The 14690-nt window shown below is 62.7% G+C and carries 10 protein-coding genes; 6 read left to right on the forward strand and 4 right to left on the reverse strand.

Features of this window, described 5'->3' with window-relative positions; translation table 11 throughout:
* Window positions 1–108 precede the first annotated feature (108 nt).
* The 5 genes from ABDC78_RS21770 (at window position 109) to ABDC78_RS21790 (ending at window position 5092) form a co-directional block, all read left to right on the forward strand.
* On the forward strand, window positions 109–1089 hold the full coding sequence (locus tag ABDC78_RS21770) for an SGNH hydrolase domain-containing protein (protein WP_347133189.1): 981 nt from the start codon (window positions 109–111) through the stop codon (window positions 1087–1089).
* A gap of 37 nt (window positions 1090–1126) precedes the next feature.
* Complete coding sequence (locus ABDC78_RS21775) at window positions 1127–2257, forward strand: GNAT family N-acetyltransferase (RefSeq protein ID WP_178361920.1); 1131 nt, start codon at window positions 1127–1129, stop codon at window positions 2255–2257.
* A gap of 48 nt (window positions 2258–2305) precedes the next feature.
* Complete coding sequence (locus ABDC78_RS21780; RefSeq protein ID WP_178361921.1) at window positions 2306–2977, forward strand: GNAT family protein; 672 nt, start codon at window positions 2306–2308, stop codon at window positions 2975–2977.
* Entirely contained in the window at window positions 2978–4141 is a 1164-nt protein-coding gene (locus ABDC78_RS21785; RefSeq protein WP_256736443.1) for a DegT/DnrJ/EryC1/StrS family aminotransferase, read from the forward strand. It begins immediately after the preceding gene.
* A 189-nt stretch (window positions 4142–4330) separates the two neighbouring features.
* A complete protein-coding gene (locus ABDC78_RS21790; protein WP_178361923.1) occupies window positions 4331–5092 on the forward strand; it encodes a class I SAM-dependent methyltransferase in 762 nt (253 codons plus the stop codon).
* Between the two features lie 250 nt (window positions 5093–5342).
* Here the strand turns inward: ABDC78_RS21790 and ABDC78_RS21795 are convergent, their stop codons facing one another.
* The 4 genes from ABDC78_RS21795 to ABDC78_RS21810 all read right to left on the reverse strand — a co-directional run bounded on the left by ABDC78_RS21795 (window position 5343) and on the right by ABDC78_RS21810 (window position 14338).
* The gene (locus ABDC78_RS21795; RefSeq protein ID WP_178361924.1) at window positions 5343–6662 is read right to left on the reverse strand and encodes a lipase family protein; all 1320 of its coding nucleotides are present in this window, start codon (window positions 6660–6662) and stop codon (window positions 5343–5345) included.
* Window positions 6663–7630: 968 nt separating this feature from the next.
* Window positions 7631–9889, reverse strand: coding sequence for a right-handed parallel beta-helix repeat-containing protein (locus tag ABDC78_RS21800; protein ID WP_347133190.1), 2259 nt, complete (start codon window positions 9887–9889; stop codon window positions 7631–7633).
* Window positions 9890–10404: 515 nt separating this feature from the next.
* The gene (locus tag ABDC78_RS21805; protein WP_178361926.1) at window positions 10405–12054 is read right to left on the reverse strand and encodes a DNA repair helicase XPB; all 1650 of its coding nucleotides are present in this window, start codon (window positions 12052–12054) and stop codon (window positions 10405–10407) included.
* 31 nt (window positions 12055–12085) lie between these two features.
* The gene (locus tag ABDC78_RS21810) at window positions 12086–14338 is read right to left on the reverse strand and encodes a helicase-associated domain-containing protein (RefSeq protein WP_178361927.1); all 2253 of its coding nucleotides are present in this window, start codon (window positions 14336–14338) and stop codon (window positions 12086–12088) included.
* Window positions 14339–14467: 129 nt separating this feature from the next.
* On the opposite strand from ABDC78_RS21810, the gene ABDC78_RS21815 reads away from it, so the two are divergent.
* Complete coding sequence (locus ABDC78_RS21815) at window positions 14468–14659, forward strand: hypothetical protein (protein WP_178361928.1); 192 nt, start codon at window positions 14468–14470, stop codon at window positions 14657–14659.
* The last annotated feature ends 31 nt before the right edge of the window (window positions 14660–14690 follow it).

The raw sequence follows: 14690 nt of genomic DNA on the forward strand, positions 1-14690 counted from the left end.
ACCATTGGAGATCTGATGAATTCAACTAACGCACTGCCGCACCCGTCGAGGTCGGCGACCGGTCTGCGCAAGCCCACACACCGGCGGCGGACTCGATGGGTTGCTCCGGTGGCCTCGATCCTGACCATCGTCCTGACCTCATGCTCGACGTATGGCGGCACCGAGATTCCCTCGTATCAAGCGAATGAAGCGGTCGCTGGTTCTGAGGTTTCTGGTCTGGCCACGCAGAGTTACGCCACAACTGACGAAGTGATCGCTGCCGTGGCGGCAGCCCAGCAGACCCAGGAACTACCGAGTGCTGCTGCCCAACAACTGGCGACGCTGAGCCAAGGCCAGGTTCAAGACGGACCTGAGAATTGCTTCGATAGGCGCGAGATGAACGCCGTGACACCAGACGCCACGTTTGGCGAGTGCGCCTACGGTGACCCCGAGGGCACCAAACAGATGGTCATCTATGGCGATTCACGTGCGCCGATGTGGGCGGCCAGCCTGGAGCGGGTTGCGGCCGTCAGCGGGTGGCAGCTGCGTGTGTTTGCCAAAGGTGGCTGCCCTGCGGCCGATCTGTCCTTCGAGAACAACGAGACCAACGCACCTGATCCAGATTGCGACGCATTTCGTTCGGCCGCTATCGAGGAAATCCGCAAGCTCCAACCGCAACTGGTGGTCACCGCGAGCCATGCCGGACACCGGCTGGCAAACGGTGAGATGCCGACAAACCTGCAATGGCAGGCCGGCTGGGAATCGACGTTTCAAAAGCTGGCTCAGCCCGGAAGTCAACTGGCGATTCTCGGGGCGATTCCCAACTGGGACACAAACGGTGCGCAGTGCGTCGCCGCCCATGCACGCGACATACAGGCATGCAGCACCGAGCGGGCCAACGCAGTGTCACCGTACTTCGACGCTGAGCGCGAAGCGGCATCGGCGGCAGGTGTGCTCTACGTCGATACCGTGCCGTGGGTGTGCACCGAGAGGTGTCAGCCGGTCATTGCCGACACCATCGTCTACTACAACCCCTATCACTTCACGAAGGGCTACGCGGATTACTTGTCCGGTGCGGTGGCCGACGCACTAAAACCCGTGATGGCGTAGGAGGTCGCGCGATGTTCAGAAAGAATAGGGCCCGCCGATGAAGATCGACGTCGTCCACCCCGGTGAGCTTGGTCGGTCGGAAATGATCAAGTGGCGGAGTATTCAGAAGGGGACGCCGTCCCTGGCCAGCCCCTTCCTGTCCCCGGAGTTCACCGTCGCTGTGGGTCGTCTTCGCTCGAAAGCGCGCGTTGCGGTGCTCTCAGACGGCGCCGAAATCGTCGGATTCTTCCCCTTCGAGCGACGCGGCCTTGGGCACGGCGTCCCGATCTGCTCAGGCCACAACGACTGCCAGGGCCTGGTGAGTCTGCCCGGTCTGGAGTGGGATCCTCAGGAACTGTTGCGCGCGTGCGGGCTGGCTGTCTGGGAATTCGACCATCTCGTGGACGGACAGATACCACTCGCGAAGTATCACAAGGTCCGCCTGCCATCTCCGATCATGGACCTGTCCGCGGGATTTGATCCTTTCGTTTCGCAACTACGCAGGCGCAAGTCCAAGTTCAAGGAACTGACACGCACGCGCCGCAAGCTCGAGCGCGAGGTAGGCGAGTTGCGGTTCGTCTTCGATACCCATGATGCGGGTGCGTTACGCGTCGTAATGGCTTGGAAATCCGCCCAGTATCTGCGGTCGGGCTGGGCAGATCGGTTCGCCTCGCCATTCATGGTTGGCCTGCTCGAGTTGTTGCTCGAGACCCGTAGTGAGAGCTTTTCGGGCGTCATGTCCATGCTGTACGCCGGTGACGAACCAGTCGCCGGCCATTTCGGATTACGGTCAGACCGCGTGCTGGCCCTGTGGTTTCCGTCGTATGACACTCGCTTCCGAATCTATGGCCCCGGCCTGATCATGAATCTCGATCTGGCCCAGGGTGCTTGGGCCGCCGGGATGCAGGACGTAGATATGGGTCCGGGGGACGAACCGTACAAGCAGTGGTTCCGCAGCCGGGACGGTGTTGTTGCTCGGGGACGCGTGGTGCGTCGATCGGCAGGGGGTGGGCTGCACTGGGTGAGGCAGGAATCGGCGGAGCGGGTACATCACGCGATCCTGCAGAGCCCGTCGTTGCATCGAGTCGCTCAGCGGGCGCGCGTGGCTTATGCGCGAGCAGATTCGGCACTGCGTCGTCGTGCAGCCACTGAAATAGTTGGTGATGAAATTGTCCGCCATGCCAATTGAAACGCCGCTGGGTCTGGGGCGGTACCTCCTACGCCCACCGATTTCTGGATGTCCATGATGCGTGTGCGGGAGGGCGTCGAACTACTTCGCTCTAGCAGCGGCCGCCGTTGGGCGTGGCGGACCGCACTGCAGCGGCTCTACTCGCGTCGCACGGCGGTCGGCATCAGCCGCGACTTGACGGTGCCGCACCCAACAATTTCGGCGAAGATCCCCTTAGAGGTGCGGCAGCTTCGACCCGACGATGACCTGTCGATCGTCTCTGAAGTCTCTGAACTCGGGTCCCGCCTAGCGCAACAACGGGCTGACCAACGCTGGTTTCTCGAATCCAGCCTTCCTCCTCCGTGGGTGGCCGTCGATCCCGACGGGAGGGTGTGCATGATCACCTGGATGCTCAGTGCTCGGGACAACGCATCTGTGAAGGCAACGTTGGGACCGCTATTGCCGACGCTCGAACCCCACGAAGTCGCGATAGAAGGCGCTTTCACCGCCGAAACGCATCGAGGGCTGGGAATTCTGCCAGACGTGGCGACCCGACTTATGGAGCGGGCCAGAGAATCCGACGGTGCGCGGCGCGGTGTTGCATTCATCGCGGAATGGAATGCCGCATCCCTGAAGGCCGGCGAGAAGGCCGGGTGGGTTCCCTTCGCGCAGCGAGAAGAGCGGTGGCTGCTCTTTCGCCGTCGCATCCGGTTTCTCCCCCTGAACGCCGAGTTGAAATAGATGAACGAGTCAACTCCACCAGCGGGGACCACGCCTCGAAAGCTCCGCGGACGGCATGCGCCGTCGGGTCGTGCCGTTCCGGCACGCGCCGTTCGTGGATTCGGCAATCGGGACCCTGGCACGATCTGGGCCGACACAAAGGTGTGCCTGCTCGACTCGGGTACGTCAGCGTTGGCCCTGGCCATACGGCACTGCCTCATCGAAGTCCCTCCGGGGGCAACAAGGCGGGTTGCTTTGCCGGCCTACGCATGTCCGAGTCTGGTGGCCGCAACTCTGTGGGCTGGCGCGAAGCCTCTCTACTACGACCTGGACGGCGATCTCGCTCCGGATAGGGATGGCTTCGCCGAGTGCCTCGCCGACGAAGGCACCGCCATCGTGCACGTGGACATGTTCGGCGCCGATTGCTACCCCCCTGATCACCCGCGCGTGATTCACGACCTTGCGCAGAGTTTTGCACCTTATAAGCGAGATTGGCTGCCTACCGCACGCTACACAGTTGTTAGCACCGGTCGGGCAAAGCCAGTGTCGCTATTGAGAGGAGGCGCGCTGCTCACCAGGGCGGGGATTGTCGATGCATCCTTCGCCGCCGAAGCGGCGACGTCGAAGGTGGAATTCGCGTTGCGAGCAGCACTGTATGGTCTTTCGATGCGGCCCGCTGTTCTCGGCCCGCTATCCTCCATTCCTCAGCTCAACGTCGGTAGAACAGAATTCAGTCCGCTTGACGATGTCCGCCGAATGCCTGTCGCCTGGACGGGCGTCTTTGCCGCAGCGGTGAACCAAGCCCGTGGAAGGTTCGATACCTGGCGAGACGAAACGAACAGTATGCTGGAACTCGCACAACAGGCGGGCATGGACATTCCGGATGCCGTTTCGCGAGAGGCTAATCGACTCCCACTGTGGCGAATCCCTGTGCTGTGTCCCTCGCCGGATGCTGCAGCGCACCTGGCTTCGCAGGCGTGGCACCTCGGAGTTTCCCGACTCTACGGGCAGGCGCTGCCCGTGATCATGGGCGAAGCACCCGAGGATGCTGCCCTGCAGTGGCCGGGCGCATCTTGGATTGCCGAGAGGCTGGTCACGCTGCCGGCACACGGACGGTTGAATAAGCGCGAGCGCGTCGAATTGTGCGCGCTACTGCGGGCCCACTGTGGGGAGGTTGTGAGGTGAGCAGCATGAACCTTGTCGGCTGCTGTCAATTCCCATGTGATCGAACAAAAGTCGAAAGCGAGCAAATGAAGATTAGGAAGTACTGGCGGGCCCTCCTGATGAGAGGCCCTGCTGCAGAGATGAGTTGGATTATTGGAGAGGGCTACGATGTCTGCTAGCAGAGCCACGGCTGACCGCCGTATTCAACTCATGGCCGGTGAAGATGAAGCGGTCCTTCGGCAATCTGTCGGCCCGCTGCGCCGATACGCCCGAGCGCAGTTTCTGCAAACCGAGGAGGAGTGGGTCACTCGCGGCGAGGTTCTCAGTAGGTCCTTGGCGAATCTGGTTGACGAGTTCAGCCCTCGCGGCGCGACCTCGGGAATCGAGATCGGTTGCCAGCGTGGTGCATTAACGGATCGGATGGGCCAGCTGACCCGCGTGCCGATATGGTCCGGCATCGATCCGAAGTTGCCCGGGGAACTGGTGACCGAACACGGTTGTGTACTACAACCCGCACGGGCCAGCCAACTCGAATTTCCCGAGCGAACATTCGACGTCGCATTGTTCGCGAATGTATTCGAACACATTCCGCCAGCCGAGCGAGATGTCAGCCTTGGCGGAATCTTTCGGATTCTCAAACCGGGAGGCGTGGTCGTTGGGCAGATACCGAACCCCTACTTCCTGATCGAGTCTCACAGTCGACTACCGCTCATGGGCTGGTTGCCGACAAAATGGCAGCATCGATACTGGAAGATGGCGCCGGTCCATTGGGACCACGACTTCTACGTCGTCACGATGAAGCATGTCAAACAGTCGGCTGAGCGTGCAGGCTTTGAAGTGAGCCATGTCCGAAACTTCAACTATCCCCATGAAGTGATCCCACGAAAGGTCAGGTGGGTGGCGCGACTGTTGGAACGACCAATGCGCTATATGCCGTGGTCATGGCAGTTCATCCTTCGTCGGCCCGTCTAAGCGGCGAGGGCAAAGCCCGCTTCGGTTACGTTGCAGCGCTCCGCCGTGCCGGTGGTCACAGGCGATAAAGCGCGTCACCGCCGTCCCGGTCGAGGTCGAGTCCTACCGGGGTCACTGGTCGGGTTCGCCAGATCAAGTTGGCAAGCGTGCAGTAGACCAGACCCGAGCGATTCGACGGTCACGTTCATCCAGTGTGCGCTGCAAACAGCGAGCCGTGGCAGGAAACGTTCGACTTGACTGCTAACGCCCGCTAGGGTTGCTGTGCAGAGCAATTCGACGGCGCAGGGAGACCCGCAAAGCGGTCGTCCATCCAACCCATCACGATGTCGCTTGCCTTCCAGAGAATTCCACGGTGGTCGACATCGGGGATGTCTAGGTACTCTATTCTTCCACCGATTGCGCAGCTGTCGGTGACTGCTGCCTGGACCCATTCAGACAAGACAAGCGAATCGGCCCTGCCGGTGATGACCAGCATGGGCTTCTCGAGTGGTCGTTGTGGCAGGGCTGCTTTGCGCAGTGAATTCCGCAGCGTGTCGGCATCTTGCGTTGTCGCTGGCTTCATTTCGTCGGCTTGGCGTGTGCGAGCGATGGCCTCTTGCCAGCGATACGGTGTCACCGGCGTCTTCTCAGTATCGTTGGTGTTGATCTCGCAATGGCTCAACCAACTCAAGTCATTCCCTTCTGACCCATGCAGGAACGCATGCTTGTCCAAATCTGGTGTGAAGCGCGAAACGCCCACGACGAGTAGCGGATATGTTGCTCGTTGCTCGTCGCTCATCGAGCGCGACCAAGCCAGATCGGCCACGCCGGTCACATTAGCCGCGGGTGCCAGTGCGACACTTCCCTGTAGCTCGAGGTCGTCGGCATAAAAACTGTCCAATTCATTGGCGGCCCAAACCGCCTGTCCGCCTTGGGAGTAACCAAGGGCTACCCAGCGACTGGATACGCTTGGCGAGATTTCGCGAAGGGCACGGACCGCGTCGATGGTGTTGAACGCCGCGGTCCGTGGTTCCAGATAAGGATGTGTCCCGCTCGGGCCCAGTCCCTCGTAGTCAGTCAGCGCCACTGCAAAACGGTTGGCGAGCAACGATCCCACCACTGGTCCGTACCCCATGAGGTCCGGTTGTTGAGACGGGCCGCAATTGTTGCCGATACCAGTTGTTCCATGGGCAAGTGAGACGACCGGCCAACCCTCCGCAGGGGCGACCCCCCGGGGGATGAAGAATGCGCCGGACACCTCGCGTATCCCGCCGTCCACCCCAGATACCGAGGTGTACACGGCTCTCCATGCCTCACCGAGGACGGCGTCCTTGTCCTCGAGCGGCACGTCGCCGTAGGTCTCTCGGTGAACCACAAGTCCCCTGCTGGCCCACACGTCACCGGCTATCCCGGGGATCGACGTAATAATCGGATCCGCCGACGGCGACGATGGCAACTTCGGGCCGCTGTCCGTGACTGTGGCAAGACTCACCAGGAGCAATCCGACAAGGGCAAGTGGCCACAACGACTTGGCGTAGCGGATCAGGGTGGCGCGGACCTCTGGCTCGCGACTGGGCCGGCGGGGACGCATTCATCCACCGCCGCTGCACGGAATGCCGGCGCGCCGGGGCACACCGCTGCCTCCGCCAAGCAAGTCGACACCTGCGCTCACATGGCTATTCAAACATGTAGCTATTGCGCGTCTATCCTTCCGGACTCGCTTGTCAAGGCAGGACACCCGCACCACACGGCCACAAGGTCCGGCGGTGACCGACTGAACTGGTGGTGCGTGGCTCGCTGACGAGATGCTTTGGGCGCTGGTCGGCGAGTTCCGGCCGGACGCTGTAGTACAAATTGCCAAGACCACGGCAGATGACGCATCGGTCGTTTCAACAGTCGTGCGGCCCTCCCGCGCATTGTGGGGGATGGCGTCGGCTGGAGAGTTGAAGTTCCGCACGTGGTGCAGGGTGAAACCGGCGCGTCCGGCGGACTCTTTGAGGTGCTTCGTCGTAACCACGTAGAAGTCATGTTCCCAGTGGACGGGGGCGAGCTTCCAGTACCGATGCTGCCACTTCGTCGGCAAACAGCCCACGAACGGGAGACGACGGCGAGACTCGATCACGAATTAGGGGTTGGGCGACGGACGACGCCACCCGGATTCAAGATACGGAACATCTCCTGCAGGCTGCTGTCGCGCTCGTCCGGCGGGATGTACTCGAAGACGTTGGCGAACATCGATGGCTGTGGAGTAGTCGAAGGCACCGATAACGTCTGTGGTTCGCGCCTCCTCGCTGACGTCATCATCGATTGTGTCAGCGATGGTCGTCCGCGCGTCATCCGCGTTGTGGTTCGCGGTATCTCAGAGCTGCGCACTCGGCGGCAGGGTCGACTACCTCGAGGTGCCAGGCGCTGACCATCGTCACATTCTGTGGAAACGAAGTCACGTGGTGATGTGTTGGCTTGTGGATCCTTTCGCGGGGGCTGGAGGCACCCACGACCTGATCGGTCGGGCAATGACTTTCATAGATGTCTTTCATTGACCGGCCGAAAAATGACCCGCTATGCGCTGACGCTGTACACACCATTGCTGCTGCCGAGGGCGACGTTCACCCCGTTGCCCGTTACGGTGTTGCCCGTCACGATGTAGCCGGTTGTTCCCGCGTTGGTCCAAATACCATAGCTGTCGTTGTCGCGGATTACGTTGTCTTCGATGCTCGCCGCTGTGACATCGTAAAGAGTGATGCCGCTCGCGTTGTTGTAGATCTCGTTGCCTGAAATGTGAATATTGTTCATGGGCGCGAGATCGGCAAGAATTCCGCTGCCGAAGTTGTCGTAGAAGATGTTGTTCTCGATGTAAGTGCCATTGCTGTTGTTCACGATGCGTAATCCGTAGCTGTATCCGTAGACCACGTTGTGATGGATCCAGTTGTTCGCTCCGGAATTGTCATGCTGGGCGCTACTGCCGATGCTTCCGCTGTATTCGCCGACTTCGATGCCGGCTCCATTCGGGCTTACGGTGGTGCCGTTGCGAACGCCGTTCCAGACTGTGTTGTAACGGATTTCGTTGCTGTATTCATCTTCGCCATGCAGATCGATGGCCCCGGACACCGTGCCCGTGATGCGGTTGTTCTCGATGAGGTTGTGGTGCGCGCTCATCTGTATGAGAATGCCGTGTCGGATGACGGGTCCAATATCGTTGTTCCGAATCCAATTATTACTGGACCGGCTCTGATCGATGAGGATTCCGTAACCCGACCCCCCGCCGTCCAGTGCCGTCGCATTTCGAATCGTGTTTCCGTCGACGAGTACTTGATACGCATTTTGCAACTGGATGCCGAAGCGTTGAAACTTCTCTATGAACAGATCTTTGACGACTATGCGGGAGACTACACCTGCGCTGCCTTCTACACCCAACCGGACGGCAGCCTTCACCGCACTTCCTGATGCTCGGGTGATTGTGAATGAGGACACAGTCAAGTTCGAGACGTTTGGCGCCGCATAGATCATCGCGTGGGGACTGCTCCAGAAGGCGGAGGCCAATACGGCGCCGTCCCGTGATTGGCCAATGAGAGACACCCCAGCTTTCAGGCCGATCGTGGATTTGATGTGGTAGGTGCCGTTCGGGATGTACACCGTGTCGCCGGCCTGCGCTGCATTGATGGCCTTTTGAATGGCAGTCGCATCGTTGTCAGAGGACCTGTTGGACGTCGCGCCGTAGTCGCGGACGTTCAACGTCTTACCCGCACTCGCGCTGGGCATCTGGAAGGGATCCGACAGCCCAGAGTCGTACTTGCTGGGTGGAACTGGGGCCGGTGCTGGGTCGGTATCGATGTCCGCGGTTTTCGCAACGGTGACCGTCACGGTCCTCGTGACGCTGGTGCTGACGGCGGGCTTCACCAATCCGATTGTCAACATCCGGATCATGGCGCTCCAGAGCGCCTTCAGGCCGGTTTCTGGTGGGTTGAGTGTGGTGACAGTGACGGAAAACGTGTCCGTCCCGCCGCTGGCAGCCAAGGCACTCGAAGGCGTATAGCTATACGTCCCGTCCGTGTTGACCTCGACGCGGCCCTGTTTCGGTGTGACAGAAAGCTTCACCGTCACAGGAGCGCCGTTGGCATCGAATCCGCCGGCGGTTCCCGGCACTGCGCCTGTCAACACCGATTCTGTGGACTGGTTCGACTCTTGCAAAACTGCGGTCGAACGGGATTCCTGTTCCTCCGACGTGGATGAGATGGATTCAATGTCGGCGGCGGAGACGGCTCCCGGGCGCAGACCTTGGTCGACACTCGCTTCTACTTGGGCCTCGCGCGGTGTGCTGTTCTCCGATCGCTTGGCCCTGACCGCTGTGGCGTGGTCACCAACCATGTCATCTGGGTCGCTTTCGCTGAACTCAGGTTCGGTGCTGGAGGCGTCCTTTGTGTCGTCAGCACGATCGCCTCCATCGAGCGACTGGTCGGACTGTTCACTTACCTCGTCATCTGCTTCGTCGTCGTCCGTCGACTCGCGATCAGTGCGGTCGACGTCGCTGGGGCGGGTGCCGTCGGCGGCGCTGGGCTCGCGCTTCGCGGGCCCTGTTGTGGCCGTTTCGCTCCCCGCCGAAGCGCTGCTGCTCGCCGAGGCGGAATCGCCGGCGGTGTCATCGGCGGCCGCCAACCCCGCTCCGGTGAACGCGGCCGCGCCGATACCGACGCTGACCGCACCCGCGGTCAGCCACGCGTAGGGCTCGATCCTTCTTTGCCTGCGGGCGCGCCCACCGTTGCGCGCCCCCTTGGTCGGCCCACTGCCGGTTGTCACACCTCTCTCGTGAATATCTGACATGTGCGATCCCCCGCGATGACGTGTGTTGCCAAGCCGTCTGCCTGCATGCTCATATTGCATGAAGGAAAACCCTGTTTTGCAGCAATGCTGGTTAAATGCATCAGTATGCGCTGATAGCAAATCGATTTCCCGTTGCTATATATGACTTATAGTGTGAGTTCTTCGCAGCAGATTGGTGGTCCCCCGGAATGCTTAGCAACAGGACCTCCGGCACGAAGGCATGCTGTTATCAAATCTCTGGGACTTCACGGACGTTGAATTGGGTTTTCGTGGGTAACAAGACAGTGTCCGACTAGTCAGGTCGAATGATTCGCGCTCCGGTCAAGTCAGAGTTGCGCTGAGGTCACAACAGCAAATTTTTTTGCTCATTGACTCTGGAAGTTGCAGCAAGCCCCAACTGTCGCTTTGGGCCCGGTTGAGCGTTTCAAGCCGGTTGAGCGCGACTTGCGTAGCCCATTTCAAACACGGCCACCCCGAAACGGATCGGGTTCGCACTCGTCGCTGCTCCTCTGATTTCAGATCGCCGGTCCGAGAAGATCGTCCGCGTCCTTGATCACATATCCGTAGCCCTGCTCGGCGAGGAACCGCTGCCGATGCGCGGCATACTCGGCGTCGAGGCTGTCACGCGACACCACCGAGTAGAACACCGCACCGCCGCCGTCGGCCTTGGGCCGCAGCAGCCGTCCCAGCCGCTGAGCTTCCTCTTGGCGGGAGCCGAAGGTTCCCGAGACCTGAACTGCCACACTGGCTTCCGGTAGGTCGATCGAGAAGTTGGCGACTTTGGAAACCACCAGGGTGCGGATTTCGCCGCGACGGAACCCGTCGAACAGGGCCTCCCGCTCAGCGGTCTTCGTCGACCCCTGGATGACCGGGGCGTCGAGTTCGGCACCGAGCTCATCGAGCTGGTCGAGGTAGGCGCCGATGACCAGCGTGGGTTCTGAGGGGTGCCGCTCGAGAATCGACTTCACCACCGCGATCTTGGTGTGCGCCGTCGCGCAGAGTTTGTAGCGCTCTTCGGGTTCAGCCGTGGCGTACAGCATGCGCTCGTTGTCGGTCATCGTGACGCGGACCTCGATGCACTCGGCCGGTGCGATCCATCCCTGTGCCTCGATGTCCTTCCACGGCGCGTCGTAGCGTTTCGGTCCGATCAGCGAGAACACATCACCCTCGCGGCCGTCCTCACGGATCAGGGTGGCTGTCAGTCCCAGGCGCCTGCGCGACTGCAGATCGGCCGTCATCCGGAACACCGGCGCGGGCAACAGGTGCACCTCGTCGTAGATGATCAGGCCCCAGTCACGGCTGTCGAACAGCTCCAGATGCTTGTATTCGCCCTTGGTGCGGCGTGTGATGACCTGGTAGGTGGCAATGGTGACCGGCCGGATCTCCTTGCGTTCTCCGGAGTACTCGCCGATCTCCTCCTCGGTCAACGAGGTCCGGGCGATCAGCTCGCGCTTCCACTGGCGGCCGGCCACTGTGTTGGTCACCAGGATCAGGGTGGTGGCTCCGGCCTTGGCCATCGCGGCTGCGCCGACCAGCGTCTTTCCTGCCCCGCACGGCAGCACCACCACACCGGAGCCGCCCGCCCAGAATGAGTCCGCGGCCATCTCCTGGTAGTCGCGCAGATGCCAACCGTCCTGCGCCAGGCTGATCGGGTGCGCCTCACCGTCGACATAGCCGGCGAGGTCCTCCGCCGGCCAGCCGATCTTCAGCAGGAGTTGCTTGATGTGGCCACGTTCGCTGGCGTGCACGATGACGGTGTCGTCGTCGATCCGCGCTCCCAGCATCGGAGCGATCTTTTTGTGGCGCATGACCTCTTCGAGGACCGCGCGATCCAAGCTGACCAGGATGAGGCCGTGGACCGGGCTCTTGACCAGTTGCAACCGGCCGTAACGGGCCATGGTGTCGACGATGTCGACCAGCAATGGCTGGGGCACCCCGTAGCGGGAGAAGCTGACCAGGGCGTCGACCACCTGTTCGGCGTCGTGTCCGGCGGCGCGGGCGTTCCACAGTGCCAGCGGGGTGATGCGATACGTGTGGATGTGCTCGGGTGCACGTTCCAACTCGGCGAACGGTGCGATCGCCGCACGGGCGTCCCCGGCTTGCTCATGGTCGACCTCGAGCAGCACCGTCTTGTCGGACTGCACGATCAGCGGGCCGTCGGTCATGCGCGGTCTCGGTAGGAAGTCATCCCACCCATTATCCGGATTCGGCGGCCACCACCGAAGTCACGCGGTGAATGGCGAACTCCCGGACCCTGCCGGAGGCAGGGTCATAGGCGGTGAGCTGGCCTCCCCGGACGTTGATCGGTGCCACGACGCGCTGCGTGGCCACCCCGGCTGGATCGACGTATCCGATCACCACCGACTCCTGGTGGTGAGCGGCGTACTGCAGTTCCGAAATCGCGACCGCGGGGTCCAACCGCATTCCCGACGGTGTCGAAGCGACCTTGCGGAGCACCGCCACGATCGCGCCGAGGGTCTGATCCGTAGGTGTCAGGTGGTGCCGGTGTACGCGGCGACGGCCCGCCGGCGGAACTCGCGAGCCCCGGCTGCGCAGATCGACGATCGCTCCGGTGGAGTCCTCGGCAGCCGGGGCGAAGCCGGCGCGTCGCAGAGCGGCGAGCACTTCGGCGATCGGGGCCTGCGACACCGCCACAGTCGGGGCCAGAGGCCTCAACTCGACCGCTTCGGTTGCCGGAGCGGCGACCGCCTGGGCCAGCAGCGCGGCGTCCTCGCAGCGAACAAACGACGAAGCCATGCCCACGCGCAACTGGCCGTGGCGACGTGCCACATCGTCGATCATGTAGGTCAAGGACTGTGGCACAGGGGTTTTGGAGTGGCGGGTGAACAATGCGTGCAATTCGCCCGCCGTCTTCCCGGTGTCCAGTGCGCGCCGGACGGACGCCTCGGTGATGCGGTACACCATTGCCGCGCCCGCGGATTCCACCGTTGCGACCGCTGCCAGTTGTTCGGCCAGCGCACGCTCCAGCGGTCCGGGCACGATCACCGTCAGGTCGGCCTGCAGCAGGAAGTGGTCGATCGGTTTGGGAAGGACCTTGGACATGGCCGCGACGACCGCGTCGTCGGATTCGCCGGCGAGGAGTCGCCGCATCGGCGTGGACAGGGCGCCCCGACCGACGACACCGACTGCGTGGCCCTCGGTGAGCAGGTCGGCGACAGGTGCGGGTTGGAGCCTCGCCGACCATCGGGGTCGCCGCCACACCAAGGCCAGCGATGCGCTGTCGCCGTCGACACCGGAACCCGGCGGCAACTCCGCCAGCGTCTCCAGAAGAAGTCGACGATCAAGGGGCGCAGCAGTCGAGAACAGCGAATCCGACAGCGCTGCATACGGTTTGCCATCAGGGCCACGGCTGCCGATGAGGCCCGGTCGACCCGGCAGGTCCAACCACGCCGACACGATCAGGTGCCATTTGACCGCTGTCGGGGATTCGACGAACCGATCGGCGGCGACCGTCGGCGCCCAGTACGGTCCGGCGGCATCGGGTGGATCCGGTTCGGGCATTCCCGGTGCGATCAGGCCGGCGGCGGCGCTGACCTCCAGGAGAAGTCCCAGTCGGCGATCCTCGATGCCGGTCTGCTTGGTCAACCGCTTGACCTCCCGCACCCCGAGGCCCCCGCTGCGTAGTTCGGGAATGGGTGCGGCACTCAGTGTTTCGATGATGATCTCGACTTCACGCAACAGATCGATCGCCGCACCGGCGGCCACGGCATCCACATCGCGGGCGCTGGTCGTGGACACGGTGGGGTCGGGTTTGGTCCAGCTGACGGGGCCGGGGACTTCGCCGCGAAGCACCTGGCCGACCAGCCGGGGCAGGATCACGGTGTCGGAATCGAGACTGCGGAGCAGGCCGGCGGCGAGCAGTCGCTGCACCGGCCGGTCGGGTGGGGTTCCGGGCGCCGCGTCACGGGTCCGTCCGACGGGCGAGCCTTCGAGCAGCTTGTCCAGCAACTCGCGCGCGGGACCGTCGAGGGCTTCGATCGCGTCGGCGATGTCCGCACTCGACGGGGCGGCGTTCTCGTCGGTGGCCTGACCGGGGTACCAGGGAAGGCTGGACCCGGCTTCGGCGACCACCCGCAGTGGGTCGTCGCCCCAGACCAGGGCGCGCTCCCGGAGGTCCTGGACCGCCGCGCCGACGGCCTCGCCGTCAACCTTCTCGCCGAGCAGTTCGGTCAACCGGGCGACGGTGACACCGGTGGTGTCGGCGTGCAGCGTGAGCAGGGCGTCGAGCACGCCCAGGTGCAGGAAGTCCAGATCATCGGTAGCGGCCTTGACCGATTGGCGGGCCGCAGCTCGGGCGGCCAGCGCGGCGATGGTGCCCGGCGGGGGTTGGGTGAGGTCGGGGCGTAGCCGGAGCAGGCGGATCAGCCGGTCATCGTCGGACTCGGCCAACCAGGCGCCCAACGGTACGACCGGGGGATTCCCGCTCATCGGCACTGTCTGCTCTTCGTCCGAGGCCTCATCGGCACTGTCTGCTCTTCGTCCGAGGCCTCATCGCCGACCAGCTTAAAGCAGCGTCCCGACCTCGCCAGACGGCGAGACGCCTGCCACAATGTTCGTGTGGCTGATGAGAAACGGCAGAAGGACAAGTACGTCGACCCGGGCTGGCCGACGACCGACCCCGACGATCACGCGGTCAGCGAGCTTGCCACTGACCGCACGGGCGCACTGTCACCGTTCGGCGACGTGACGTTCCCGCTACCGGCTGACGAGCTCCCGTTCATCCAGTCCTCCACGGTCATCAACAGGTAGCGGTGAGCTCCGGGGTGGGAGAAGGCCTCTC

Source organism: Mycobacterium sp. DL, from assembly GCF_039729195.1.
GTDB classification, from domain to species: Bacteria; Actinomycetota; Actinomycetes; order Mycobacteriales; family Mycobacteriaceae; genus Mycobacterium; species Mycobacterium hippocampi_A.